27 protein-coding genes are annotated in these 24,096 nt (G+C 62.2%); 20 read left to right on the plus strand and 7 right to left on the minus strand.

The features are described from left to right. The first annotated feature begins 70 nt into the window (after window positions 1-70). From GJ695_RS07245 to GJ695_RS07340, 20 genes are all read left to right on the plus strand, one after another. The gene (locus tag GJ695_RS07245) at window positions 71-430 is read left to right on the plus strand and encodes an NADH-quinone oxidoreductase subunit A (RefSeq protein WP_160991434.1); all 360 of its coding nucleotides are present in this window, start codon (window positions 71-73) and stop codon (window positions 428-430) included. 3 nt (window positions 431-433) lie between these two features. Further along, complete coding sequence (locus GJ695_RS07250; RefSeq protein ID WP_008450353.1) at window positions 434-910, plus strand: NuoB/complex I 20 kDa subunit family protein; 477 nt, start codon at window positions 434-436, stop codon at window positions 908-910. Window positions 911-927: 17 nt separating this feature from the next. After that, a complete protein-coding gene (locus GJ695_RS07255) occupies window positions 928-1,521 on the plus strand; it encodes an NADH-quinone oxidoreductase subunit C (RefSeq protein ID WP_154363323.1) in 594 nt (197 codons plus the stop codon). Continuing rightward, complete coding sequence (locus tag GJ695_RS07260; protein ID WP_154360382.1) at window positions 1,521-2,774, plus strand: NADH-quinone oxidoreductase subunit D; 1,254 nt, start codon at window positions 1,521-1,523, stop codon at window positions 2,772-2,774. The genes GJ695_RS07255 and GJ695_RS07260 overlap by 1 nt, the downstream gene beginning before the upstream one ends. 17 nt (window positions 2,775-2,791) lie before the next feature. Then, entirely contained in the window at window positions 2,792-3,271 is a 480-nt protein-coding gene (gene nuoE / locus GJ695_RS07265; RefSeq protein WP_154363325.1) for an NADH-quinone oxidoreductase subunit NuoE, read from the plus strand. Beyond that, complete coding sequence (gene nuoF, locus GJ695_RS07270; protein ID WP_154363327.1) at window positions 3,268-4,563, plus strand: NADH-quinone oxidoreductase subunit NuoF; 1,296 nt, start codon at window positions 3,268-3,270, stop codon at window positions 4,561-4,563. Before nuoE ends, nuoF begins: the two co-directional genes overlap by 4 nt. Before the next feature lie 22 nt (window positions 4,564-4,585). Then, entirely contained in the window at window positions 4,586-6,904 is a 2,319-nt protein-coding gene (gene nuoG / locus GJ695_RS07275) for an NADH-quinone oxidoreductase subunit NuoG (RefSeq protein ID WP_154363329.1), read from the plus strand. Then, window positions 6,904-7,989, plus strand: a complete 1,086-nt coding sequence (nuoH, locus tag GJ695_RS07280; RefSeq protein WP_154363331.1) for an NADH-quinone oxidoreductase subunit NuoH — start codon at window positions 6,904-6,906, stop codon at window positions 7,987-7,989. The genes nuoG and nuoH overlap by 1 nt, the downstream gene beginning before the upstream one ends. Before the next feature lie 23 nt (window positions 7,990-8,012). Further along, the gene (nuoI, locus tag GJ695_RS07285; RefSeq protein ID WP_154360378.1) at window positions 8,013-8,501 is read left to right on the plus strand and encodes an NADH-quinone oxidoreductase subunit NuoI; all 489 of its coding nucleotides are present in this window, start codon (window positions 8,013-8,015) and stop codon (window positions 8,499-8,501) included. A gap of 74 nt (window positions 8,502-8,575) precedes the next feature. Further along, window positions 8,576-9,205: an NADH-quinone oxidoreductase subunit J gene (locus GJ695_RS07290; RefSeq protein WP_154363333.1), complete on the plus strand. Its 630-nt coding sequence runs from the start codon at window positions 8,576-8,578 to the stop codon at window positions 9,203-9,205. Beyond that, window positions 9,202-9,510, plus strand: a complete 309-nt coding sequence (gene nuoK / locus GJ695_RS07295; protein WP_110848930.1) for an NADH-quinone oxidoreductase subunit NuoK — start codon at window positions 9,202-9,204, stop codon at window positions 9,508-9,510. Before GJ695_RS07290 ends, nuoK begins: the two co-directional genes overlap by 4 nt. 36 nt (window positions 9,511-9,546) lie before the next feature. After that, the gene (gene nuoL, locus GJ695_RS07300; protein WP_154363335.1) at window positions 9,547-11,646 is read left to right on the plus strand and encodes an NADH-quinone oxidoreductase subunit L; all 2,100 of its coding nucleotides are present in this window, start codon (window positions 9,547-9,549) and stop codon (window positions 11,644-11,646) included. 31 nt (window positions 11,647-11,677) lie between these two features. Further along, window positions 11,678-13,177: an NADH-quinone oxidoreductase subunit M gene (locus tag GJ695_RS07305; RefSeq protein WP_154363337.1), complete on the plus strand. Its 1,500-nt coding sequence runs from the start codon at window positions 11,678-11,680 to the stop codon at window positions 13,175-13,177. 21 nt (window positions 13,178-13,198) lie between these two features. Further along, on the plus strand, window positions 13,199-14,704 hold the full coding sequence (nuoN, locus tag GJ695_RS07310; RefSeq protein ID WP_154363339.1) for an NADH-quinone oxidoreductase subunit NuoN: 1,506 nt from the start codon (window positions 13,199-13,201) through the stop codon (window positions 14,702-14,704). After that, window positions 14,704-15,009, plus strand: a complete 306-nt coding sequence (locus GJ695_RS07315; protein WP_154363341.1) for a DUF2818 family protein — start codon at window positions 14,704-14,706, stop codon at window positions 15,007-15,009. The genes nuoN and GJ695_RS07315 overlap by 1 nt, the downstream gene beginning before the upstream one ends. 34 nt (window positions 15,010-15,043) lie before the next feature. After that, window positions 15,044-15,595, plus strand: a complete 552-nt coding sequence (locus tag GJ695_RS07320) for an NUDIX domain-containing protein (RefSeq protein ID WP_154363343.1) — start codon at window positions 15,044-15,046, stop codon at window positions 15,593-15,595. Then, window positions 15,592-16,278 carry a hypothetical protein gene (locus GJ695_RS07325; RefSeq protein WP_154363345.1) on the plus strand — a complete coding sequence of 229 codons (687 nt, stop codon included), beginning with the start codon at window positions 15,592-15,594 and terminating at the stop codon, window positions 16,276-16,278. Before GJ695_RS07320 ends, GJ695_RS07325 begins: the two co-directional genes overlap by 4 nt. Before the next feature lie 8 nt (window positions 16,279-16,286). Beyond that, the gene (ispD, locus tag GJ695_RS07330; protein ID WP_154363347.1) at window positions 16,287-17,012 is read left to right on the plus strand and encodes a 2-C-methyl-D-erythritol 4-phosphate cytidylyltransferase; all 726 of its coding nucleotides are present in this window, start codon (window positions 16,287-16,289) and stop codon (window positions 17,010-17,012) included. Window position 17,013: 1 nt separating this feature from the next. Beyond that, window positions 17,014-17,508 (plus strand): 2-C-methyl-D-erythritol 2,4-cyclodiphosphate synthase, encoded by a 495-nt coding sequence (ispF, locus tag GJ695_RS07335; protein WP_154363349.1) that lies wholly within the window; start codon window positions 17,014-17,016, stop codon window positions 17,506-17,508. A 2-nt stretch (window positions 17,509-17,510) separates the two neighbouring features. Continuing rightward, complete coding sequence (locus GJ695_RS07340; RefSeq protein ID WP_154363351.1) at window positions 17,511-18,377, plus strand: oxygenase MpaB family protein; 867 nt, start codon at window positions 17,511-17,513, stop codon at window positions 18,375-18,377. On the opposite strand, the gene GJ695_RS29805 is transcribed toward GJ695_RS07340, so the two are convergent. The 7 genes from GJ695_RS29805 to GJ695_RS07375 form a co-directional block, all read right to left on the minus strand. Beyond that, window positions 18,363-18,845 carry a DUF433 domain-containing protein gene (locus GJ695_RS29805; RefSeq protein WP_229260144.1) on the minus strand — a complete coding sequence of 161 codons (483 nt, stop codon included), beginning with the start codon at window positions 18,843-18,845 and terminating at the stop codon, window positions 18,363-18,365. The two genes, GJ695_RS07340 and GJ695_RS29805, sit on opposite strands and share 15 nt — an antisense overlap. After that, entirely contained in the window at window positions 18,772-19,050 is a 279-nt protein-coding gene (locus GJ695_RS07350) for a BrnT family toxin (protein WP_154360367.1), read from the minus strand. The genes GJ695_RS29805 and GJ695_RS07350 overlap by 74 nt, the downstream gene beginning before the upstream one ends. A 125-nt stretch (window positions 19,051-19,175) precedes the next feature. Then, complete coding sequence (locus GJ695_RS07355) at window positions 19,176-20,075, minus strand: MBL fold metallo-hydrolase (RefSeq protein ID WP_154363353.1); 900 nt, start codon at window positions 20,073-20,075, stop codon at window positions 19,176-19,178. Window positions 20,076-20,173: 98 nt separating this feature from the next. After that, window positions 20,174-20,464 carry a carboxypeptidase-like regulatory domain-containing protein gene (locus GJ695_RS07360; protein ID WP_154363355.1) on the minus strand — a complete coding sequence of 97 codons (291 nt, stop codon included), beginning with the start codon at window positions 20,462-20,464 and terminating at the stop codon, window positions 20,174-20,176. 3 nt (window positions 20,465-20,467) lie between these two features. Continuing rightward, window positions 20,468-22,381: a M61 family metallopeptidase gene (locus GJ695_RS07365; protein ID WP_154363357.1), complete on the minus strand. Its 1,914-nt coding sequence runs from the start codon at window positions 22,379-22,381 to the stop codon at window positions 20,468-20,470. Between the two features lie 98 nt (window positions 22,382-22,479). Next, entirely contained in the window at window positions 22,480-23,205 is a 726-nt protein-coding gene (locus GJ695_RS07370; RefSeq protein WP_154363359.1) for an SDR family oxidoreductase, read from the minus strand. Next, window positions 23,202-24,068, minus strand: a complete 867-nt coding sequence (locus tag GJ695_RS07375; protein ID WP_154363361.1) for an NAD(P)H-binding protein — start codon at window positions 24,066-24,068, stop codon at window positions 23,202-23,204. The genes GJ695_RS07370 and GJ695_RS07375 overlap by 4 nt, the downstream gene beginning before the upstream one ends. Window positions 24,069-24,096 lie beyond the last annotated feature (28 nt).

The following is a 24,096-nucleotide window of genomic DNA, read 5'->3' on the forward strand; positions in this document are numbered from 1 at the left end:
AACGTTAAGCGCACCGCAGAACAGCGCGATGTGTCCTTTAACCTGATCGTTCAATATAAGCTCTTCAATCGTGAACCTCGAAAATTATCTCCCCGTCCTGTTGTTCATCCTCGTCGGTCTCGGCGTAGGTATCGCTCCCCAAGTGCTGGGCCATCTCCTGGGCCCGAAAAAGCCCGACGCAGCCAAGCTGTCCCCGTATGAATGCGGCTTCGAAGCGTTCGAAGACGCGCGCATGAAATTCGACGTGCGTTACTACCTCGTCGCAATCCTCTTTATTTTGTTCGATCTGGAAACGGCATTCTTCTTCCCGTGGGGCGTATCCATGCGCGAACTGGGCTGGCAGGGCTTCGTTACGATGATGGTGTTCATCGCCGAATTCGTGGTCGGTTTTTGGTATATCTGGAAGAAAGGTGCCCTTGATTGGGAATAAGCCATGGCTATTGAAGGCGTATTAAACGAAGGTTTCATCACCACCTCGGCCGACAAGCTGATCAACTGGGCGCGCACGGGTTCGATGTTCCCGATGACGTTCGGTCTGGCCTGCTGCGCGGTCGAAATGATGCACGTGGGCGCTGCCCGTTACGACATGGACCGCTTCGGCGTGGTGTTCCGTCCATCGCCACGTCAATCCGACGTGATGATCGTGGCCGGCACGCTGTGCAACAAGATGGCCCCGGCACTGCGCAAGGTCTACGACCAGATGCCGGAGCCGCGCTGGGTCATCTCGATGGGTTCCTGCGCCAACGGCGGCGGCTACTACCACTACTCGTACTCCGTGGTGCGCGGCTGCGACCGCATCGTGCCGGTCGACGTGTATGTGCCAGGCTGTCCGCCAACCGCTGAAGCCCTGCTGTACGGCATCATGCAGTTGCAGAACAAGATCAAGCGCACCAACACGATCGCACGCTAACGGGGCGCTACAAACACATGACTACTCATCTGGAACAACTCCAAACCGCCCTCGGCACTGCCCTGGGCGAACGCGTTACTACCGTCGTCGCACTGGGTGAAATCACCCTGACCGTGAAGGCCGCCGACTACTACGGCGTGATGCAGACGCTGCGCGACGACGCCTCGCTGGGCTTCGATCAGGCGATCGACCTGTGCGGCGTGGACTATCTGAACTACGGCGACGGCGCCTGGGACGGCCAGCGTTTCGCGGTTGTCGTGCACCTGCTGTCGGTGCAGCACAACTGGCGCGTGCGCGTGCGCGCGTTCTGCGCCGACGACGACATGCCGCTGCTGCCGTCCGTGACGCCGCTGTGGCGTTCGGTCAACTGGTACGAGCGCGAAGCGTTCGACATGTACGGCATCCTGTTCGAGAACCACAACGACCTGCGCCGCATCCTGACCGACTACGGCTTCATCGGCCACCCGTTCCGCAAGGACTTCCCGGTGTCGGGCTATGTCGAGATGCGCTACGACCCTGAGCAGAAGCGCGTGGTCTACCAGCCGGTCACCATCGAGCCGCGTGAAAACGTGCCGCGTGTGATCCGCGAAGAAAACTACGGGATTAAATAATGGCTGAGATTAAGAACTACACCCTGAACTTTGGCCCGCAACACCCGGCCGCGCACGGCGTGTTGCGCCTGGTGCTGGAGCTGGACGGCGAAGTGATCCAGCGCGCCGATCCGCACATCGGCCTGCTGCACCGCGGCACCGAGAAGCTGGCCGAGCAGAAGACCTACCTGCAGTCGGTGCCGTACATGGACCGCCTGGATTACGTGTCGATGATGTGCAACGAGCACGCCTACGTCATGGCCATCGAAAAACTGATGGGCATCGAAGTGCCGCTGCGCGCGCAATACATCCGCGTCATGTTCGACGAGATCACCCGCATCCTGAACCACCTGATGTGGCTGGGCGCGCACGCGCTCGACGTCGGCGCCATGGGCCCGTTCCTGTACTGCTTCCGCGACCGCGAAGACCTGTTCGACTGCTACGAAGCGGTGTCGGGCGCGCGCATGCACGCGGCCTACTACCGTCCGGGCGGCGTCTACCGCGACCTGCCGGACGCGATGCCGCAGCACAAGCCGTCGATCATCCGTTCGGCCAAGGCCATCGACAACCTGAACAAGGATCGTCAGGGCTCGATGCTGGACTTCATCGAAGCGTTCACCGCGCGTTTCCCGACCTATGTCGACGAATACGAAACCCTGCTGACCGACAACCGTATCTGGAAACAGCGTACCGTCGGCATCGGCGTGGTGTCGCCGGAAGATGCGAAAGCGATGGGCTTCACCGGCGCCATGCTGCGCGGTTCGGGCATCCAGTGGGATCTGCGCAAGCACCAGCCGTACGAAGTGTACGACCTGATGGACTTCGACATCCCGATCGGCACCAACGGCGACTGCTACGACCGCTACCTGGTGCGCGTGGAAGAGCTGCGCCAGTCGAACCGCATCATCAAGCAGTGCGTCGAATGGCTGCGCAACAACCCGGGTCCTGTCATGACCAGCAACCGCAAGGTCGCGCCTCCGGGCCGCGTGGACATGAAGACCAACATGGAATCGCTGATTCACCACTTCAAGCTGTTCACTGAAGGCTTCCACGTCCCGCCGGGCGAGGCTTACTCCGCAGTGGAACATCCGAAAGGCGAGTTCGGCGTCTACCTGGTGTCGGATGGCGCCAACAAACCATACCGCGTGAAACTGCGCGCTCCAGACTACGCACACTTGCAGTCGCTGGATGAAATGGCGCGTGGCCACATGATTGCCGATGCCGTCACCATCATTGGTACGCAGGACATCGTGTTCGGCAGTATTGACCGCTAAGTGCGAGAGGCATAAGTATGTTGTTATCTGAGCAGTGCTACAAAAAAATCGATCGCGAGCTGGCCAAGTACCCAGACGATCAGCGTCAGTCGGCCGTGATGGCCGCGCTGGCGCACGCCCAGGTCGAACTGGGCTGGATCTCGCCTGAAACCATGCAGGAACTGGCCGACTACATCCGCATGCCGGCCATCGCCGTGCAGGAAGTCGCGACTTTCTACAATATGTACAACCTGAAGCCGGTCGGCAAGCACAAGATCACCGTGTGCACCAACCTGCCTTGCGCCCTGTCGGGCGGCGAGCGCGCGGCGCACCACCTGAAGCAGAAACTGGGCATCGACTACCGTGACACCACGGCGGACGGCGAGTTCACGCTGATGGAAGGCGAGTGCATGGGCGCCTGCGGCGACGCCCCGGTGCTGCTGGTGAACAATCACCGCATGTGCAGCTTCATGTCCAACGACAAAATCGACTCCCTGGTGGAGGAATTGAAGAAATGACGTCACTCCACGACCGACACATCGATCCAGTCATCCTGGCCGGCCTGAACGGCGATAACTGGCATCTGGAAGACTACGTCAAGCGCGGCGGCTACAGCGCCCTGCGCCGTATCATCGAAGAGAAGATCACCCCGGAACAGATCATCGCCGACCTCAAAGCGTCGTCGCTGCGCGGCCGCGGCGGCGCCGGTTTCCCTACCGGGCTGAAATGGAGCTTCATGCCGCGCCAGTTCCCTGGCCAGAAGTACCTGGTATGTAACTCAGATGAGGGCGAACCAGGCACTTTCAAGGACCGCGACATCCTGCGCTACAACCCGCACGCGCTGATCGAAGGCATGGCCATCGGCGCCTACGCGATGGGCATCACCGTCGGCTACAACTACATCCACGGCGAGATCTTCGACGTCTACACCCGCTTTGAAGAAGCGCTGGAAGAGGCGCGCGCCGCCGGCATGTTGGGCGACAAGATCCTCGGCAGCGAGTTCAGCTTCCAGCTGCACGCGCACCACGGCTACGGCGCCTACATCTGCGGCGAAGAGACCGCGCTGCTGGAATCGCTGGAAGGCAAAAAAGGCCAGCCGCGCTTCAAGCCGCCGTTCCCGGCGTCGTTCGGCCTGTACGGCAAGCCGACCACCATCAACAACACCGAAACCTTCGCCGCCGTGCCGTTCATCCTGAACATGGGTCCGGAGAAGTACCTGGCGATCGGCCGTCCGAACAACGGCGGCTCGAAGATCTTCTCGATCTCGGGCGACGTCGAGCGTCCGGGCAACTACGAGGTGCCACTGGGCACGCCGTTCGCCAAACTGCTGGAACTGGCAGGCGGCATGCGCGGCGGCAAAAAAATCAAGGCTGTGATCCCTGGCGGCTCGTCCGCGCCAGTGGTGCGCGGCGAGATCATGATGCAGACCGACCTGGACTACGATTCGATCGCGAAAGCCGGTTCGATGCTGGGTTCGGGCGCGGTCATCGTCATGGACGAGACGCGCTGCATGGTCAAGGCGATGGAACGTCTGGCGTACTTCTACTTTGAAGAATCGTGCGGCCAGTGCACTCCATGCCGCGAAGGTACGGGCTGGATGTATCGCATGATCCACCGTATCGAAAACGGTCAGGGCCGCAAGTCGGATCTGGACGTATTGAACTCGATCTGCGACAACATCCAGGGCCGCACGATTTGCGCGCTGGGCGACGCGGCGGCCATGCCGATGCGTGCGTTCATCAAGCAATTCCGCGAAGAATTTGAACACCATATCGAGCACAAGCAATGCTGCGTGCCCGCTTATATCTAAGCTGCGTCAGGTAACGATCACCATGGTTGAAATCGAAATAGACGGCAAAAAAGTCGAAGTCCCTGCTGGTAGCATGGTGATGGACGCCGCCAACAAATTGGGAACCTACATTCCGCACTTCTGCTATCACAAGAAATTGTCGATCGCAGCAAACTGCCGTATGTGCCTCGTCGAAGTGGAAAAGGCGCCCAAGCCTTTGCCAGCATGCGCAACGCCGGTCTCGGCGGGCATGATTGTGCACTCGCACTCCGACAAGGCCGTACAGGCACAGAAGTCGGTGATGGAGTTCCTGCTGATTAACCACCCGCTGGACTGCCCGATCTGCGATCAGGGCGGCGAGTGCCAGCTGCAAGACTTGGCCGTCGGCTACGGCAAGGGCGAATCGCGCTACGAAGAAGACAAGCGCGTCGTTGCTCCGAAAGATGCCGGCCCGCTGGTGTCGATGCAGGAAATGGCCCGTTGCATCCAGTGCACCCGCTGCGTGCGTTTCGGCCAGGAAGTGGCCGGCGTGATGGAGCTGGGCATGATCGGCCGCGGCGAACACTCGGAAATCACCGCGTTTGTCGGCCAGACCGTCAACTCGGAAATGTCCGGCAATATGATCGACCTGTGCCCGGTGGGCGCGCTGACGTCGAAGCCGTTCCGCTACAGCGCCCGTACCTGGGAACTGTCGCGCCGCAAATCGGTCTCGCCGCACGACGGCCTGGGCGCCAACCTGATCGTTCAGGTCAAGGGCGGCAAGGTCAAGCGCGTGCTGCCGCTGGAAAACGACGCCGTCAACGAGTGCTGGATTTCCGACAAGGACCGCTTCTCGTATGAAGGCCTGGACACCACCGACCGCCTGACCCAGCCAATGCTGAAGCAGGGCGGCGAGTGGAAAGAGGTCGATTGGCAGACCGCGCTGGAATACGTGGCGCACGGCCTGAAAAACATCCGTCACGAACACGGCGCCAACGCGCTGGCCGCGGTCGCGACCCCGCACTCGACGCTGGAAGAACTGCACCTGCTGCAGAAACTGGTGCGCGGCATGGGTTCGGACAGCGTGGACACCCGCCTGCGCCACACCGACTTCTCGTCGGACGTGACCCCATGGCTGGGCATGTCGATCACCGAATTCGGCGCGCTGAACCGCGCCTTCGTGATCGGCTCGTTCCTGCGCAAGGACCATCCGCTGCTGGCCACCCGTCTGCGCACGGCAGTGAAGGGCGGCGCCAAGCTGTCCCTGCTGAGCGCAACCGACGACGACCTGCTGATGAACGTCGCCAACAAACTGATCGTTGCTCCATCGGAGTGGCTGTCGGCGCTGTCGCAAGTGGTGGTGGCTGTCGCCAAGGCCAAGGAAGTCGCGGCTCCGGCCGGCTTCGAAGGCGTACAGGCGTCGGACGCCGCCGCCGCGATCGCCGCTTCGCTGATCTCGGGCGAGAACAAGGGCGTGTTCCTGGGTAACGCTGCAACCCAGCACCCGCAAGCTGCCGCGCTGCACGCCGCCGCGCAGTGGATCGCCGAACAGACCGGCGCCAAGCTGGGCTACCTGACCGAAGCCGCCAACACCGTCGGCGCCTACATCGCCAACGCCAACAGCGGCAAGGCGCCAGTGTTCACCGAAGCCAAATCGGCCTACGTGCTGCTGAACGCCGAACCGGAACTGGACGCGCACAACCCGCAAGCCGCCATCGCCGCCCTGAACAAGGCCGAAATGGTGGTGGTGCTGTCGCCGTTCAAGCATGGCATGGACTACGCCGACGTGCTGCTGCCGGTCTCGCCATTCAGCGAAACCTCGGGCACCTTCGTCAACGCCGAAGGCCGCGCGCAAAGCTTCAACGCCACCGTCAAGCCGCTGCTGGAAACCCGCCCTGCATGGAAAGTGCTGCGCGTTCTGGGCAACATCCTGGGCCTGACCGGCTTCGACTACGACACCTCGGAAGCGGTGCGCGACGAAGTGCTGGGCGCCGGCGTGTTCGACGTCTCGGCCAAGCTGAACAACGTATCGAAAGTGGCGCTGGCCGCTTCGACCGCCACCGCCACCGGTACCGAACGTATCGCCGATGTGCCGATCTACTTTGCCGACGCCATCGTGCGCCGTGCCGAGTCGCTGCAGAAGATGGGCGACAGCGCCGCGCCGAAAGCGCACCTGTCCACCGCGCTGGCGCAGCAGCTGGGCGTGGCCGAAGGCGACCGCGTCAAGGTCAGCCAGGGTTCCGGCAGCGCGATCCTGGTCGCCACTGTCGACGCCAAACTGCCTGCCAACGCCGTGCGCGTGGCCGCCGCGCACGCGTCGACCGCCGCCCTGGGCAGCATGTTCGGTTCCATCACCGTAGAAAAAGCAGGAGAGGGTAAATAATGGCTCTGCCTGAATTCGTCACTACCATCAATTCGCTCGGCGCGAACAGCGTGCTGGCTCCGGCCTGGCCGCTGATCTGGGCGCTGATCCGCATCATCGTCGTGCTGTTGCCACTGATGGGTCTGGTTGCTTACCTGACCCTGTGGGAACGCAAGTTCATCGGCTGGATCCAGATCCGCGTCGGCCCGAACCGCGTCGGTCCGATGGGTCTGCTGCAGCCGATCGCCGATGCGCTGAAACTGCTGTTCAAGGAAATCATCACCCCGGCCAAGGCCAACCCGGGCCTGTTCGTCATTGGTCCGATCATGACCATCATGCCGGCACTGGCGTGCTGGGCGGTGGTGCCCTTCGGTCCCGAAGCGGTGCTGGCCAACGTCAACGCCGGCCTGCTGCTGCTGATGGCGATCACCTCGATGGAAGTCTACGGCATCATCATCGCCGGCTGGGCGTCGAACTCGAAGTACTCGTTCATGGGCGCGATGCGCGCCTCGGCGCAGATGATCTCCTATGAAATCCCGATGGGCTTCGTGCTGGTGGTCGTGCTGATGGTGTCCGGTTCGCTGAACTTCGGCGACATCGTGCTGGGTCAACAGAAGGGCATGATGGTCGAGCACGGCCTGAACTTCCTGTCGTGGAACTGGCTGCCGCTGCTGCCGCTGTTCGTGGTCTACCTGACGTCCGGCCTGGCCGAGTGCAACCGCCACCCGTTCGACGTGGTCGAGGGCGAGTCGGAGATCGTTGCCGGTCACATGGTTGAATACTCGGGCATGGCCTACGCCATGTTCATGCTGGCCGAATACGCCAACATGATCCTGATCGCGACGCTGGGTTCCATCATGTTCCTGGGCGGCTGGTCGGCGCCGTTTGCCTTCCTCGAATTCTGGGGCGGTTTCGGTGGCTTCTTCTGGCTGTTCGTCAAGGCATTCTTCCTGGTGTCGGTCTTCATCTGGGTGCGTGGTACTTTCCCGCGCTACCGTTATGACCAGATCATGCGCCTGGGCTGGAAAGTGTTCATCCCGCTGACGCTGGTGTATCTGGTGTTCGTGGCTGGCTGGATGCAGACCTCCTGGAATATCTGGAAGTAACTGGAAGTAAGGACAAGAAAATCATGGAACGATTAAAAGACTTCATCGGCAGCTTCATGCTGACCGAACTGATCAAAGGGATGGCGCTGACGGGCAAGTACATGTTCTCGCGCAAGATCACCGTGCAGTACCCGGAAGAGAAGACGCCGATGTCGCCGCGCTTCCGTGGCCTGCACGCGCTGCGCCGCTACCCGAACGGGGAAGAGCGCTGCATCGCCTGCAAACTGTGCGAAGCAGTGTGCCCGGCGATGGCGATCACCATCGAATCCGAGCAGCGTGCGGACGGCTCGCGCCGTACCACCCGTTACGACATCGACCTGACCAAGTGCATCTTCTGCGGCTTCTGCGAAGAGTCGTGCCCGGTTGATTCGATCGTCGAGACGCACGTGCTGGAATACCACGGCGAGAAACGCGGCGATCTGTACTACACGAAAGAGATGCTGCTGGCCGTAGGCGACCGTTACGAAAACGATATCGCCGCAGCCCGCGCAGCGGACGCTCCTTATCGCTGACCCAGGCGGGCCAAGCTCCGGCGCGGCCCGCATCAGCGATGTGATCAATAAACTGTACGTCTCTTGGGTTAGTTATGGAATTTAAAACTGCTTTGTTCTACGTCTTCGCCGCCATCATGATATTGGCTGCGACGCGCGTTATCACGGCCCGCAATCCGGTGCACGCGGCACTGTTCCTGGTGCTGGCGTTCTTCAACGCCGCCGGCATCTGGATGCTGCTCGAAGCCGAGTTCCTGGCGATCGTGCTGGTGCTGGTCTACGTCGGCGCCGTCATGGTGCTGTTCCTGTTCGTGGTCATGATGCTCGACATCGACACCGAAAAGCTGCGCGAAAACTTCTGGGGCTACCTCCCGGTCGCTTCCTTCGTCGGCGTGATCATCGTGCTGGAAATGGCCGCCGTGCTGTGGCGCTCGTTCCTGTCGTTCGACCAGCAGGCCGTCGCGGCCGGCAACATCGGCGGCACCAAGGAACTGGGCATGCTGATCTACACCAAATACATCTATGGCTTTGAAATCGCCGCGGTGATTCTGCTGGTCGCGATTATCGCGGCCGTGGCGCTGACCCTGCGCAAGCGCAAAGACACCAAACACTTCGACCCAGCCGACGCCGTCCGCGTCAAGCGTAACGACCGCCTGAAGATCGTCAAGATCGCGCCGGTTACTACCCGTGGCCAGGCCGAAACCGAAGTTAAGGAGGCACCATGACTTTATCCCTGGCTCACTACCTCGTTCTGGGCGCGATCCTGTTCGCGATCTCGATCGTCGGTATTTTCCTGAATCGCAAGAACATCATCATCATCCTGATGGCCATCGAACTGATGCTGCTGGCAGTGAATATGAACTTCATCGCGTTCTCGCATTACCTCGGTGATGCGGCAGGGCAGATCTTTGTCTTCTTTATCCTGACCGTCGCCGCTGCCGAATCGGCCATCGGCCTCGCGATCCTGGTGGTGCTGTTCCGTAATCTGGACACCATCAATGTAGAAGACCTGGACAGCCTCAAGGGCTAATTTTAACCTCACGAAAAATAACGATTAAGGTTCATCATGGCGGTTACTCTTAACCCTAATCTCCTGCTGGTCGTACCACTGGCGCCCCTCGCGGGCGCGGCGGTGGCGGGCTTGTTGGGAACTAAATTCTTCGGCAACGTGGTCGGTCGCAAGACCGCGACCGCGGCGACCATCCTGGGCGTGCTGGTGGCATTCATCATTTCGGCGCTGACGCTCAATGATGTGGTCAATGGCGCCAGCTTCAATGGCACCATCTACAACTGGATGACCGTGGCCGGCATGAAGATGGAAGTCGGCTTCCAGATCGATTCGCTGTCGGCGATGATGATGTGCGTGGTGACCTTCGTGTCGCTGATGGTGCACATCTACACCATCGGCTACATGGCGGAAGACGAAGGCTACAACCGCTTCTTCTCCTACATCTCGCTGTTCACCTTCTCCATGCTGATGCTGGTGATGTCGAACAACTTCCTGCAACTGTTCTTCGGCTGGGAAGCCGTGGGCCTGGTGTCCTACCTGCTGATCGGCTTCTGGTACACCCGTCCGACCGCGATCTTCGCCAACATGAAGGCCTTCCTGGTCAACCGCGTGGGCGACTTCGGCTTCATCCTGGGCATCGGCCTGCTGCTGGCTTACGCCGGTTCGATGAACTACCAGGAAGTGTTCGCCAAGCGCGAAGCGCTGGCGCTGCTGCACCTGCCGGGCACCGACTGGATGCTGCTGACCGTGGCCTGCATCTGCCTGTTCATCGGCGCGATGGGCAAATCGGCGCAGTTCCCGCTGCACGTCTGGCTGCCTGACTCGATGGAAGGCCCGACCCCGATTTCCGCACTGATTCACGCGGCCACCATGGTTACCGCCGGCATCTTCATGGTGTCGCGCATGTCGCCGCTGTTCGAGCTGTCGGACACCGCGCTGTCCTTCATCCTGGTCATCGGTTCGATCACCGCGCTGTTCATGGGCTTCCTGGGCATCATTCAGAACGACATCAAGCGCGTGGTGGCTTACTCGACGCTGTCGCAGCTGGGTTACATGACCGTGGCGCTGGGTTCGTCGGCCTACTCGGTCGCCGTGTTCCACCTGATGACCCACGCGTTCTTCAAGGCACTGCTGTTCCTGGGCGCCGGTTCGGTCATCATCGGCATGCACCACGACCAGGACATCCGCAACATGGGCGGCCTGCGCAAATACATGCCGATCACCTGGATCACCTCGCTGCTGGGTTCGCTGGCCCTGATCGGTACGCCGTTCTTCTCGGGCTTCTACTCGAAGGATTCGATCATCGAAGCCGTCGCCGAGACCCACATCGCCGGCGCGGGCTTCGCCCAGTTCGCCGTGCTGGCTGGCGTGTTCGTGACCGCGTTCTACTCGTTCCGCATGTACTTCCTGGTGTTCCACGGTAAAGAGCGTTTCGGCCAGGCGCATGCCCACGGCCATGACGACCATCATGCTCCGGCTGCCGCTGCGCATGACGATCACCACGCGCACGACTCCGACGCGCATCACGAAGAAGAGGAAGACGACCACGCGCACCACGGTCTGGCCCCGGGCCAGAAACCGCACGAATCGCCATTCGTGGTCTGGTTCCCGCTGGTCATGCTGGCCATCCCGTCGGTCATCATCGGCGCGCTGACCATCGGCCCGATGCTGTTCGGCGACTTCTTCAAAGGCGTGATCTTCATCGGCGAGAACCACAAGGCGATGGAAGTGCTGGGCGAGGAATACCACGGCCCGGTCGCCATGGCGATCCACTCGCTGACCTCGCTGCCGCTGTGGCTGGCGATTGCCGGCGTGGCGTTCTCGTACTACTGCTACATGATCAATCCGCGCGTACCGGCATGGTTCTTCGCCAAGTTCAAGGCAGTGCACACGCTGCTGGACAACAAGTACTACATGGACAAGTTCAACGAAGTGGTGTTCGCAGGCGGCGCCCGTCTGCTGGGCAATGGCTTGTGGAATATTGGCGACAAGACCCTGATCGACGGCCTGCTGGTCAACGGCAGCGCCAAAGTAGTCGGCTGGTTCTCCTCGCTGACCCGCCTGGCGCAGACTGGTTACATCTACCACTATGCGTTCGTCATGATCCTCGGCATTCTGGGGTTCCTGGTCTACTTCCTGCCGTTTTGGCACGCTTAATTAGCTGATACGCAAAGAGATAACGATAACCATGATGCAGTCAACCATATCTACACTACCTCCGTACCTGAGCCTGGCGATCTGGCTCCCGATTATTTTCGGCATGATCGTCCTGGCAGTAGGGCGTGACAGCAACGCGGGCTTTACGCGTGTGCTGTCGCTGCTCGGCGCCCTGGTCAGCTTTGTCGCGACCATCCCGCTGATCACCAACTTCAACAATGCCGCCCACGGCATGCAGTTCGTCGAGAAATCGGCGTGGATCGAACGCTTCAACATCTACTACTCGCTGGGCATCGACGGCCTGTCGCTGTGGTTCGTGCCGCTGACCGCCTTCATCACCGTGATCGTCGTGATCTCGGCCTGGCAGGTGATCCAGAAGCGCGTGGCCCAGTACATGGGCGCGTTCCTGATCCTGTCCGGCCTGATGATCGGCGTGTTCTGCGCGATGGACGGCCTGCTGTTCTACTTCTTCTTCGAAGCGACCCTGATCCCGATGTACATCATCATCGGTATCTGGGGCGGCGACAACCGCGTCTACGCCTCGTTCAAGTTCTTCCTGTACACCTTCTTCGGCTCGCTGCTGACGCTGGTTGCCATCATCTACCTGTACAAAGTGACCGGTAGCTGGGACATCCTGATGTGGCACAAGGCGCCGCTGACGATGACCGAACAGGTCTGCATCTTCCTGGCCTTCTTCATGGCGTTTGCCGTCAAAGTGCCGATGTTCCCAGTCCACACCTGGCTGCCGGACGTCCACGTGGAAGCGCCGACCGGCGGTTCCGCCGTGCTGGCCGCGATCATGCTGAAACTCGGCGCATACGGCTTCATCCGTTTCTCGCTGCCGATCACCCCGGACGCCTCGCACTACCTGTCGGGCTTCGTGATCACGCTGTCGCTGATCGCCGTGATCTACATCGGCCTGGTCGCGCTGGTGCAGAAGGACATGAAAAAGCTGGTCGCCTACTCGTCGATCGCGCACATGGGCTTCGTCACCCTGGGCTTCTTCGTCTTCAATGAAATGGCCACCCAGGGCGCCATCATGCAGATGATCTCGCACGGCTTCGTGTCGGGCGCGATGTTCCTGTGCATCGGCGTGCTGTACGACCAGGCCCACTCGCGCCAGATCGCCGACTACGGTGGTGTGGTCAACAAGATGCCGCGTTTCGCCGCCTTCTTCATCCTGTTCTCGATGGCCAACTGCGGCCTGCCAGCGACCTCCGGTTTCGTCGGCGAGTTCATGGTGATCCTGGGCGCCACCCAGTTCAACTTCTGGATCGGCCTGCTGGCAGCCACCGCGCTGATCTTCGGCGCAGCCTACTCGCTGTGGATGGCCAAGCGCGTCATCTTCGGCAAAGTGACCAACCACCACGTGGCCGAGCTGGTTGACCTGAACGGCCGTGAGTTCCTGATGCTGGGCATTCTGGCGGTCGCCACGCTGTACATGGGCCTGTACCCAGCCCCATTCACCGACACGATGCAAACCTCGGTCGCTGACCTGCTGGCCCACGTCGCACACAGCAAGCTGCCTTAAGAAGATAACGGAAACGCATAAATGACTACACCTATTCCACAAGAGGCCGTGAACCTGGTCCCGGCGTATGCCGAGATCGCGTTGCTGATCGGCGCTTCGGCCATCCTGCTGATCGACATGTTCCTGTCCAAGGCGCAGCGTTCGTTCACCTATGTGCTGTCCCTGCTGATGCTGGTGGTGCTGGCCGGCATCAGCTACTGCGACTTCTCCTCGGGCGCGACGGCCTATACCTTCCACGGTATGTTCGTCTCCGATCCGATGTCCAACCTGCTCAAGCTGTTCACCTACCTGACCGTCGGCATGACGCTGGTGTATTCGCGCCAGTACGCGGCCGACCGCGAGATGTTGAGCGGTAACCTGGGCGGCGAGTTCTACGTCCTGGCGCTGTTCGCGCTGCTGGGCCAGATGGTGATGATCTCGGGTTCCAACCTGCTGTCGATCTACCTGGGCGTCGAGCTGATGTCGCTGTCGCTGTACGCACTGGTGGCGATCCGCCGCGACAACGTGCGCGCCACCGAAGCGGCCATGAAGTACTTCATCCTGGGCGCGCTGGCGTCGGGCTTCCTGCTGTACGGCATGTCGATGCTGTATGGCGCCACCGGCACGCTGGACATCGCCGGCATCTCGGCGGCAGCGGGCAGCGGCACCATCAACAAGACCATCCTGATCTTCGGCCTGGTGTTCCTGGTTGCCGGCCTGGCCTTCAAACTGGGCGCCGTGCCGTTCCACATGTGGGTGCCGGACGTCTACGACGGTTCGCCAACGGCAGTGACCCTGCTGCTGGGCGGCGCGCCGAAGATCGCCACCTTCGCCATCTGCATCCGCCTGCTGGTGGAAGGCCTGATGCCGATGGCGTTCGACTGGCAGCAGATGCTGATGGTGCTGGCCGTGCTGTCGCTGGCCGTGGGTAACCTGACCGCGATCGCGCAGACCAACCTGAAACGTATGCTGGCGTACTCGACCATCGCGCAAATCGGCTTCGTGCTGCTGGGCCTGCTGGCTGGCGTGGCCGGCACCACCGACGTGACGGGCCGCGACGCCGCCTACAGCTCGGCGATGTACTACGTGATCACCTACGTGCTGACCACCGTCGGCACCTTCGGCACGCTGATGCTGCTGTCGCGCGCCGGTTTCGACGCCGACAACCTGGCCGACTTCAAGGGCCTGAGCAAGCGTAACGGCTGGTTCGCGCTGGTGATGACCATCCTGCTGTTCTCGCTGGCCGGCGTGCCGCCGATGATGGGCTTTGCCGCCAAGTTCGCCGTGCTGAACTCGGTGCTGGCGACCGGCCAGCTGTGGCTGACCATCTTCGCTGTCATGTTCTCGCTGATCGGCGCGTTCTACTACCTGCGCGTCATCAAGACCATGTGGTTCGATGAGCCGGTGGACACCGCACCGATCGTCGCCAACTTCGACACCAAGGCGGTCCTGAGCCTGAACGGCGTCGCCATCGTGCTGCTGGGCGTGATGCCTGGTTCGCTGCTGGCGATCTGCCTGGCCGCCATCAAAGCGACCCTGGCGACCTGATGGATACCTCCATCGCCGGCTGGTTGGTGATCGCGGTTGCACTCGCGGCCGCCAACCTGCCGTTCTTCAACGACAAGCTGTTCGCCGTGGTCGGCGCCAGATGGCAGCGCAAGCCGCTGTTCATCCGGCTGCTGGAAATGACCGCGCTGTACCTTGTCGTTGGCGCGCTGGGCTTCGCCCTCGAAGCCAACATCGGCACCCGCTTCCCGCAGACCTGGGAGTTCTACGCGATCTCCGCCTGCCTGTTTGTCGTTCTCGGATTCCCGGGATTCATCGTCCGTTACCTGCGCAAGCCTCACGGCTGATACACTATCGTTCTTCAACGTTAGTGGAGCAGGGATGGACAACCTCAAAGAAACCCGCATCGACGGAGAGCTGGTCTACGAAGGCCACTTCCTCAAAGTCCAGCGCGACATCATCGAACTCCCCGACGGCAAGCGCACCAGGCGCGAATACATCCTGCACCCCGGTGCCGTGGTGATTCTGCCGCTGCTGGACGACGGCACGGTGCTGATGGAGCGCCAATACCGTTATCCGCTGCACGACGTGTTCATTGAATTCCCGGCCGGGAAAATCGACAAGGGCGAAGATCCGCTGCTGGCCGCCCGGCGCGAGCTGGAAGAGGAAACCGGCTACAACGGCGGCGAGTGGCAGTTCGTCACCAGAATCCACAACGCCATCGCCTATTCGGACGAACACCTGGACCTGTACCTGGCGCGCGGCCTGAAGGCCGGCAAGGCCAAACTGGATGAAGGCGAATTCCTCGAAACCTTCACCGCCACCATCGACGAACTGCTGCAGTGGGTCCGCGAAGGCAAGATCACCGACGTCAAGACCATCATCGGCGTGTTCTGGCTGGACAAGCTGCGCGCGGGCGACTGGAAGCTATGAAACCCTGGATGGCGTTCGCGCTGCTGCTTGCCGCCACCGGCGCGCAGGCGGCGCAGCGCACGCCATTCCAGATCCGCTGTGAGGATACGATCAGCAAAACGGTGTCGGTGCTGTCGTCGCAGCAGAACGGCTTCACGATCAATAATCAGCTGCCGTACCGCGCGCTGACCGCGCGCACCGGCAGCATGAACAACCACATGCAGACGCTGGGGCTGACCGTCACCCAGGGCGTCTATCGCGCCACGCTGGGCGGGCCGATTCTGCAGGATGCCGCCAGCGGCTACGAATGCGTCGCGCCCAAGCTGGAGATCAAGCTGAATTATTCGCCGGTGCTGATCTACGTCGGCAACGAATTCGTGCCGGGCAGCTGTGGCTACAAGGAGATCCTGACGCACGAACAGCGCCACCTGAAGGCCTATATGGACAATCTGGCGCGCGTGGAAAAGGTGGTGGCTGCGGCGCTGAACAAACGCTTTGCCGGGCAGCCGATGTATGCGCCATCCGGCACCGCCATGTCGGCGCTGGAGCATGAAGTGAACGGCACCTGGTTCCCGTTCATCCAGGCGGAATTCGACAAGGGCAAGATAGAGCAGGCGAAGATCGATTCGCCGGAAGAATACGCGCGCCTGGGCAAGGCGTGCAATGGCGAGATTGCGGCGATCGTGAATCGCCGCCGTAAATGAAAAGACTTATGACAGCAACGAACCAACAAGCTCGCTACTTTGCGCTGCTGCCCGCCGCCGGCGTCGGCGCGCGCATGGCGGCGAATGGACCGAAACAATACCTGGCCGTCGGCGGCAAGCCGATGCTGCGCCACGCGGTGGACGCCTTCCGCGCCAGCGATCTGGTGGCGCATACCTATGTCGTCGTCAGTCCCGATGACGGCGTGATCGACTCGGTGCTGCCGCCTGAGCTTGATGGCGTGACCGTGCTGCGCGTCGGCGGCGCCACCCGCATGGACTCGGTGCTGAACGGCCTGCGCGCGCTGGCCGGTCAACTGGCGGAACACGATCTGGTGATGGTGCACGATGCCGCGCGTCCGGGCCTGACGCCAAGCTTGATCGCGAAACTGATCGACGGCGTCGGCGACGACCCGGCCGGCGGCCTGCTGGCGCTGCCGGTGGTGGACACCATGAAGCGCGCCGCGCCGGGCGCCGATGGCGTCAGCGTCAGCGCGGCGACGGTGCCGCGCAACGGCCTGTGGTCGGCGCAGACGCCGCAGATGTTCAGCTACGCGCTGCTGCTGCGCGCGCTGGGCAGCGCGCCGGACGCCAACGCCATCACCGACGACGCCAGCGCGGTCGAGATGCTCGGCCTGTCGCCACGCCTGGTCGAAGGCCATCCACGCAATTTGAAAGTAACGCTGCCAGCCGACATCCGCATCGCCGAGATGTACCTGGCCAACGAGGAAAACTGACATGACCAAACTCCCATTCCGCATCGGCCAGGGCTACGATTGCCACGCACTGGTGGAAGGCCGCAAGCTGATCATCGGCGGCGTCGATATCCCGCACCACGTCGGCCTGCTGGGCCACTCGGATGCCGACGTGCTGCTGCACGCGATCACCGATTCCATCCTCGGCGCCGCCGCGCTGGGCGACATCGGCAAGCACTTCCCGGACACCGACCCTGAATTCAAAGGCGCCGATTCGCGCAAGCTGCTGAAGGAAGCGGCCAGGCGCGTGGTGGCCACCGGCTACGGCATCGGCAATATCGACTGCACCATCATCGCCCAGCGTCCGAAGATGGCGCCGCATATTCAGTCGATGCGCGCCAATATCGCGGAAGACCTGGGCGTGGACATCAGCCAGGTCAACGTCAAGGCCAAGACCAACGAGAAGCTGGGCTACCTTGGCCGCGAAGAGGGCATCGCCGCCGAATCCGTCGCCCTGCTGATCGCCGCCGCCAGCTGACGATGTTCAAATTAATCGAAGACCTGATGCGGCCTCCCGCCGGCATGGAATTCGATTTCAGTCAGCCGGCCGGAGAGGCTGCGCTGGCGCCGGCGGATGGCGTCTCTTGGCGCGTGTTTGCCAATCCGGTGACATTGTTTATTGGCGGCGTGACGGCGGTGCTGCTGGAACTGGCCGAGCCTTCGGTGCGCACCGGCGTGTGGGACCACAGCAGCTTCCAGCGCGACCCGTCAACGCGCCTGCGCCGTACCGGCTTTGCCGCCATGATGACCGTCTACGGCCCGCGCTCCGCGGCGGAAAAGCTGATCGCGCGCGTGGTGAAGATGCACGGCCATGTGGAAGGCGTCACGCCCGGCGGCGTCGCCTACCAGGCCAACGATCCGCGCCTGCTCGACTGGGTGCACGCCACCGCGACCTTCGGCTTTGTCGAGGCCTATCACCAATACGCGCAACGGCTGTCGGGCGCAGCAAAGGACGCCGCCTTCGCCGAAGGGCAGGCGTCTTCAAAGTTGTACGGCGCCACCGGCGCGCCGCGTTCATGGGCCGAATGGGAGTCGCTGCTCACGCGCACCGCGCCGACGCTGGAGGAATCGGACATCCTGGCTGACTTCATGCGCGTCATGGGCGAAGCTCCCATCCTGCCCGCACCGATGCGCTGGCTGCAACGCCTGCTGGTGCGCGCCGCCGTGCAAATCACGCCGGAGCCAGTCCGCTCACTGCCGCAACTGCGCAGCCGTGGCCTGCGCGTCGGCGAAGCAGCGCTGGTACGCATGCTGGCGCGCCTCGCCGGACTACTGCCCCTCAACGATACGCCGCCTGCCCAAGCGGCGCGGCGCGTGGCCGCACCACCATTATCAAGCCCGCAGTGAGTCCAGCGCCACGCTGATATCCTCGTAAAATACCGTCGCCTCGTTTTCCAACACCGCGTGGGCGCTGTCGCGTGACACGGCCGGAAACTCGCGAAGGAAGTCATCAAGGGAATTGCCGGCCAACAGGCAATCAAACATCCGCTTGATGGGCACGAGCGTGTTACGAAATACCGGCATGCCGCCCAGAATATCCGGTTCCATCTGCACTTGCGGCGTGAGCGACTTCATGAATGCCAGCAGTTCCGGATCAAGCGGATCCAGTGGCGATTCGCGTGGTGGAATAATGCGCCCGTTAAAACGGCGCACAGGATTGGCGTAGACGCCCGACTCCAGCGGCGGACAATCCTCGTCGAACAGGATGTCGTCTTCTGGTATGGGCATTACATTCATCCATTCACTTGTTGGCCCTAAGTATGGCAAGTCGCTCTCGTCGACTGGCTTTTCTAAATGAGATGATTCGTGTTCCATTATTCCTCTCCGTGTAAATCACAGCAACTTCTTGACCAAGCGAAAATCCTAGCGTTAGAAAACGTCGTTCATCGTAGTGATAACGTTTGTCCTCCACGGTAACCGAATTGAAGTCTTCGATCACCGCAGCGGCGTCTGCGAAATCCAGGCCATGGTTGCGCAGGTTGCTTTTGCGCTTGGCCTCGTCCCATGTATAGATAGTCATTTCAGTGTAGTGGCTTAAAGATATCCTTCAAGCGGACTGAAAAGACAAAGGCTCAGGACATCATGGCGATATCCTGAGCCTGTTTTGTGGCGTGACTTTAAGCCACGTCAATAGTGCCTGCTGAGTTAGCGGGGCAGGGCGATGACTTCTCCGATGCCCGAATGGTCGTGGTGGTCGCCGTAGACGCGCTCCAGCTCGACCTGCGCGAATTCGCCGGTGCAGTGCCCGGCCGCGATGCGCTCGATGTGCCAGCGTGTCTTGAAGTTGCTGACCACTTCACTGACCTGCTGGTCGCTCTTGTCGACCAGATGCAGGCCGCCGACAACGGTGTAGAGCTGCCTGTCGTACTGCGACGCCGCCTCCAGAATCCGCTCGATGCCCGGATGCGAGCAGCCGACGATCACCGCCAGCCCTTGCGGCGTCCTGATCGCCAGCGACAACTCGTTCAGTTCCAGCGTGCCTTTGCTGTCCGAGACGGTCTTCACCAGAAACAGTCCCGGCGCGATTTCGACCGACTTGTCGATCAGCGTGAATTTCGTGCCCGGCCAGGGCGAATCGATGGTCAGGTTGGCGGGCGGCTGGCCGTTGAAGTAGCGCAGATCCGGCGTGATGCCGGCAGCGTTGCGCAGCAGCGCCTTGGCCGCCGGCGGCGAGGGCGGCGTGCCAAACGAGCCGGTCTCCAGCGGCGCATAAATCTTCACGTGCGGATTCTGTTCCAGCACGTAGGCGAGACCGCCCGTGTGATCGCCATGCCGGTGCGAGATGACGACGAAATCGAGCGTCTTCAGATCGATCTTCAGCTTGCGCACATTATCGGCAAACGCCTGATACTGGCCGCCGGCGTCAAACAGAATCCGCTTGCCGCCGTACTCCACCAGCGCCGAATAGCCCCAGCCGCGCTCCAGATCCGACGGCTTGCCGAATGCATCAAAGATCACCGTGACGCGCGCGGGACGCTCTTCAGCCTGGGCAGGGAGAAGGCAGGACAGGCCCGCCAGAAAAATCATCAAGCGCAGCAACTTCATGTTGATCCTTTCAAAGAACAACCGATTGTCACGCGCTGAAAATATTTACGCCAAGTCTATTTACGCATATCCTTATCGGTTTTCCGTGGACCGCATGCTCACTTACGGGCCGCCAAATCAACCTGCGATTCCTTTCCGGCATTGACACCGACTTCACGCGGCGCATGATGCGGGCCGGTTTCGACGATACGATAGCGGCCAGGCTTCAAGCCTTCCGCACGATAGGTGCCGTCGTCCTTGGCCATGATGCCGATAATCTCGCCGCTGCCCAGATTGGTGACGACGATTTGTGCCCCCGCATCGGCGGCGCCGGCAATGCCGCCGGTGGCCTCGGCAGCCATCAAAGGAGTGGTCAGTGCCAGCAGCACGGCAGTAAGGAGTTTTCGCATGATTTAAAGAGCAGGAGTTAAAAGACGGTGCAGGCGATCCGGCGTGCCGGGAATCCGTTCAAGCCGTGGATAGCGCAGCGCATCAAAGTAGGCGATGCTCACCGTGTGTGCGCCGCCATCGGCATCGAACGTCAGCGCGATCGGTTGTTTGCTGACTGCCGCATCGCGGATGGCCTGCTTGAGCAGATCGTCCGTGTAAGGCCGGCCGCCGACAGAGGTCAGGCGCGCGCCGAGACTGATGCCGGCCTTGAACGCCGGGCCTTCCCACGCCACGCTTTTCACCGCGCCTTTTTTGCCGATGACCAGGCCCAGCGACGTGGACAGGTCCATGCCGCCCAGATCCGCCTCGTGCAAAATGAAGTAATCGGTCGGCTGATCGGTATACACCAGTTGATAGCCGCCGCGCTTCAGGCCATCCAGCAGATGCGTGTCGTCATGCGCGTTCAGGCGCGTGGTGAAGTAGCTTGACCAGTCGTAGGGCGCGATCTTGTTCAAGGCCTTGCACACGTCGTCGAAGGAGTAGGTCGAGATGGTGCGCGAATTCTGGCCGGCGCCAAAGAAGGTGGCGGCGAAATCGACCATGCTGCTCCGGTCGCCGGTCAGTTCGCGCAGCAGCATGTCCACGTCCAGCCACAGCATCACGCCTTCCGGATAGTAGTCCTCGCGCCGCTGCCAGTCGCGCCAGTTGACCGGCCTGGCCGGCATGTACAGCGCATCGAGGTTGCTGTCCTGTAGCGACTTCCACGCGCGGCCCGGACGATTCGCCATCAGCGAGGCGTCGACCGCCAGCGCGTCCAGGCTTTGCTGATTGGTGCGCAGGCCTAGCTTGCGCGACATCACGTGCGCCCAGAATTCGGTCTGGCCTTCGTACACCCACAGCAGGCTGCCGCGCATCGGCAGGTTCAGATTGGGCGTCCACAAATCGGCCGGCTGCCGCGTGCGGCCGTTCCAGGAGTGGATGAATTCATGGGCGACCAGGTTGGCCATCAGCACCTGTTCGCCCGCATCGCGCGCATAGTTGGCCGAGACGTTGATCTCGGTCGATTCCTGGTGCTCCACGCCACCGCCGGACAACATCACGTCGGACAGGGACATTAGCAAATCGAAGTGCCGGTAGTGCTGCGAGCGGAATAGCTGCGGCACAGCCTTTGCCATCGCGCGGAATTTCTCCACCAGCGCTGGTGGCAGGTCCAGCGCGGCTTCGTTGTCGCCGAATATATTCAGACGCACCGGGATGGCCGGCGCGGAGGTCAGCTCCACGCGCCTGGCGTAGCGGCCCGCGTAGACCGGCGCATCGGCCAGGTCTTCGAAGCTGGTGGCCTTGAAGCGCGCATGGTTGGCGTTTGCTTCCACCGTCTCCAGCGAGGTGGCGAACTGGAAGCCAGCGGGCATCGTCAACTCCGCCTGCACGCCGATATTGCGAATGAACCAGCCGGCAGGGTAGAGCGCCACCTTGGACCACGGCAGCATCAGCATATCGCGCGAGATAAGTTTGGGGCCGTTCGCGGCGGGCAGGTATTGGAACTCCAACTCCAGTTCGCGCACGCCGGCCGGCACATCGACGTGGAACGCAAACGGATTGACGGCATCGCGCCGCCATTCCAGCCTGCGCGCGCCGGACCTGATCATCAGGCCGGCCAACGGCGCCGCTTCCTGCGTGGCCGAGTGGCTGCCGGTTTCCCACTGCGGATATAGCAGCACCATGGCGCCGGCCTTCTGCACTGGAATGGTCTCGCGCACGCGGAAGATTTTATGCACGCTGTCGGAGGCATCCACCTTGAGCGTGATCTGGCCTTTGAATGGCACATCGCGCGGTGCGGCGATGGCGGGAGCGGCCGGCGCCGGCTGCGGGCCGACGCTGGCATGCGATGGGGTGATGCAGGCCAGGATAAGAAGAGGGGCAAGAAGCTTTTTCATACCATATACCTTGCAATATGCATGCCAAATAAAATCCACAGGATGGCAAGGGTATATGGGCGTCCGCGCGGTGTAAAGCTGTCCGCGCGGACGTCCGTTCACACCAGCAGCGCGCCGCCGTCGACCGTGTGCACCTGACCGGTGGCGAAGCCGCTGGTCATCAGGAACACATAGGCGGCAGCGATGTCCTCCGCCGAGCCGACGCGGCCCACTGGCAGCGAGTCGGCGGCGTCGGCATACATGCGCTGGCACGCTGCTTCCGTCATGCCGGCCCACAGATTTGTCGCCACCAATCCCGGCGACACGGCGTTGACGCGCAGCGGCGCCAGTTCCACCGCCAGCGCCCGGGTCAGCGCCTCCACCGCGCCGCAGACGCTGGCGACCAAGGTCCAGCCGGCGCGCGGACGTTGGGCCGCAATGCCGGTGGTGAAGGTGACCGAACCGCCAGGCCGCAGGCAGCGCGCACCGTACTTCGCCACCGTTAGCGCGCCCCAGTAGCGCAGGTCGAATGCGGAGCGCGCGTTCGGCAGGCTGGCGTCGGCCAGCGGCGCAAGCTGCAAGGTATCGCCAGCCGTGTACACCAGATGATCGAACGCGCCGCAGGTGTTGAAGAAGTGCTCAACCGCCTGTTCGTCGCGCAAGTCCAGCGCGCAGCCTTGCGCCCTGGGGCCGAGCACCGCCAGTGCTTTTTCGACGCGCGCCATCTGGCTGGAGACGATCATGACATCCGCCTCCTCGCGCAAGGCTTCGCGCGCCACGGCCAGGCCGATGCCGGACGACGCGCCCAGCACGATCACGCGCTGGCCGTGCAGGCGGCCGCTCATTGCGGCACCCGCGCCAGCAGTCCGGCGATAGCCTGGTCCAGCGTGACGACACCCTTGCGCGAACCGCTTGCGCCGCTCTCGAATTCGATCCAGCCTTCGTTGAAGCCATCGAGCATCTGCATGCGCGGCGCTGGATTGTTCATGCCCTGGGCGGCAAACAGCTCGGCCCAGGTGTCGCGCGGCACGGCGCGGGCGGTGACATCGCGGCCCAGCAGGCGGCTGAAGCTGGCCGCGATGTCGGCAGGGCTGATGCGCTGCGGACCTTCCAGTTCGACGATACGCGTGCCTTGCCAGGCCTGTTGCAGCAGCTCCGCCGCAACGACGGAAATGTCGGCGCAGGCCACCATCGGCACCGGACGGCCCAGCGGCTGCAGGAAGCTGGCGATGCCGCCGGCGCGCGCCGACGCCACGTCCCACAGGCTGTTCTCGATAAACCATGCGGCGCGCAGGAACGCCACCGGCAGGCCAAGCGTGCCCAGTTCGCGTTCCATGATGCCCAGCTGGTTCAGCAGGTTCGGCTGCGTGGCCTGCGCGCCGATGGTCGACAGCACGACCACGCGTGACGGCCGCGCCGCCGCCAGCGCCTCGCGCAATGCCGCGATGGTGCGGCGTGCTTCCGGGAAGCCTTCGGTCGGATCGAAGGTTGGCGGCAGCAGCACGAACACCGCTTCGGCGCCGCCAAAGGCTGCGGCCAGCGCATCGGCGTCGTTCATGTCCGCCAGCGCGACTTCGGCGCCGCGCGCGGCCCAGGCCTGGCCCTTGGCTGCATCGCGCACCACGGCGCGCACTGGCCGGGCAGACGCCAGTAATTGATTGCCCAGCTCCGAGCCGACTTGTCCTGTAATACCGGTAATTGCGTACATGGTTTTCTCCTTGGGTGAGTTGATGGGA

Source organism: Duganella alba (assembly GCF_009674495.1).
Lineage (GTDB): Bacteria > Pseudomonadota > Gammaproteobacteria > Burkholderiales > Burkholderiaceae_D > Rugamonas > Rugamonas alba.

Bases quoted from the DNA above. Each gene is read 5' to 3' on its own strand.
- GJ695_RS07360 (WP_154363355.1), bottom strand. From the start codon at position 20,464: ATGCGAAAACTCCTTACTGCCGTGCTGCTGGCACTGACCACTCCTTTG.
- GJ695_RS07365 (WP_154363357.1), bottom strand. From the start codon at position 22,381: ATGAAAAAGCTTCTTGCCCCTCTTCTTATCCTGGCCTGCATCACCCCA.
- GJ695_RS07350 (WP_154360367.1), bottom strand. From the start codon at position 19,050: ATGACTATCTATACATGGGACGAGGCCAAGCGCAAAAGCAACCTGCGC.
- GJ695_RS07315 (WP_154363341.1), top strand. From the start codon at position 14,704: ATGGATACCTCCATCGCCGGCTGGTTGGTGATCGCGGTTGCACTCGCG.
- GJ695_RS07355 (WP_154363353.1), bottom strand. From the start codon at position 20,075: ATGAAGTTGCTGCGCTTGATGATTTTTCTGGCGGGCCTGTCCTGCCTT.
- nuoG (WP_154363329.1), top strand. From the start codon at position 4,586: ATGGTTGAAATCGAAATAGACGGCAAAAAAGTCGAAGTCCCTGCTGGT.
- GJ695_RS07255 (WP_154363323.1), top strand. From the start codon at position 928: ATGACTACTCATCTGGAACAACTCCAAACCGCCCTCGGCACTGCCCTG.
- GJ695_RS07370 (WP_154363359.1), bottom strand. From the start codon at position 23,205: ATGAGCGGCCGCCTGCACGGCCAGCGCGTGATCGTGCTGGGCGCGTCG.
- nuoK (WP_110848930.1), top strand. From the start codon at position 9,202: ATGACTTTATCCCTGGCTCACTACCTCGTTCTGGGCGCGATCCTGTTC.
- nuoH (WP_154363331.1), top strand. From the start codon at position 6,904: ATGGCTCTGCCTGAATTCGTCACTACCATCAATTCGCTCGGCGCGAAC.
- nuoL (WP_154363335.1), top strand. From the start codon at position 9,547: ATGGCGGTTACTCTTAACCCTAATCTCCTGCTGGTCGTACCACTGGCG.
- GJ695_RS07325 (WP_154363345.1), top strand. From the start codon at position 15,592: ATGAAACCCTGGATGGCGTTCGCGCTGCTGCTTGCCGCCACCGGCGCG.
- GJ695_RS07320 (WP_154363343.1), top strand. From the start codon at position 15,044: ATGGACAACCTCAAAGAAACCCGCATCGACGGAGAGCTGGTCTACGAA.
- GJ695_RS07305 (WP_154363337.1), top strand. From the start codon at position 11,678: ATGATGCAGTCAACCATATCTACACTACCTCCGTACCTGAGCCTGGCG.
- GJ695_RS07250 (WP_008450353.1), top strand. From the start codon at position 434: ATGGCTATTGAAGGCGTATTAAACGAAGGTTTCATCACCACCTCGGCC.
- nuoE (WP_154363325.1), top strand. From the start codon at position 2,792: ATGTTGTTATCTGAGCAGTGCTACAAAAAAATCGATCGCGAGCTGGCC.
- GJ695_RS07260 (WP_154360382.1), top strand. From the start codon at position 1,521: ATGGCTGAGATTAAGAACTACACCCTGAACTTTGGCCCGCAACACCCG.
- GJ695_RS29805 (WP_229260144.1), bottom strand. From the start codon at position 18,845: ATGGAACACGAATCATCTCATTTAGAAAAGCCAGTCGACGAGAGCGAC.
- GJ695_RS07340 (WP_154363351.1), top strand. From the start codon at position 17,511: ATGTTCAAATTAATCGAAGACCTGATGCGGCCTCCCGCCGGCATGGAA.
- GJ695_RS07375 (WP_154363361.1), bottom strand. From the start codon at position 24,068: ATGTACGCAATTACCGGTATTACAGGACAAGTCGGCTCGGAGCTGGGC.
- nuoF (WP_154363327.1), top strand. From the start codon at position 3,268: ATGACGTCACTCCACGACCGACACATCGATCCAGTCATCCTGGCCGGC.
- nuoN (WP_154363339.1), top strand. From the start codon at position 13,199: ATGACTACACCTATTCCACAAGAGGCCGTGAACCTGGTCCCGGCGTAT.
- ispF (WP_154363349.1), top strand. From the start codon at position 17,014: ATGACCAAACTCCCATTCCGCATCGGCCAGGGCTACGATTGCCACGCA.
- ispD (WP_154363347.1), top strand. From the start codon at position 16,287: ATGACAGCAACGAACCAACAAGCTCGCTACTTTGCGCTGCTGCCCGCC.
- GJ695_RS07290 (WP_154363333.1), top strand. From the start codon at position 8,576: ATGGAATTTAAAACTGCTTTGTTCTACGTCTTCGCCGCCATCATGATA.
- nuoI (WP_154360378.1), top strand. From the start codon at position 8,013: ATGGAACGATTAAAAGACTTCATCGGCAGCTTCATGCTGACCGAACTG.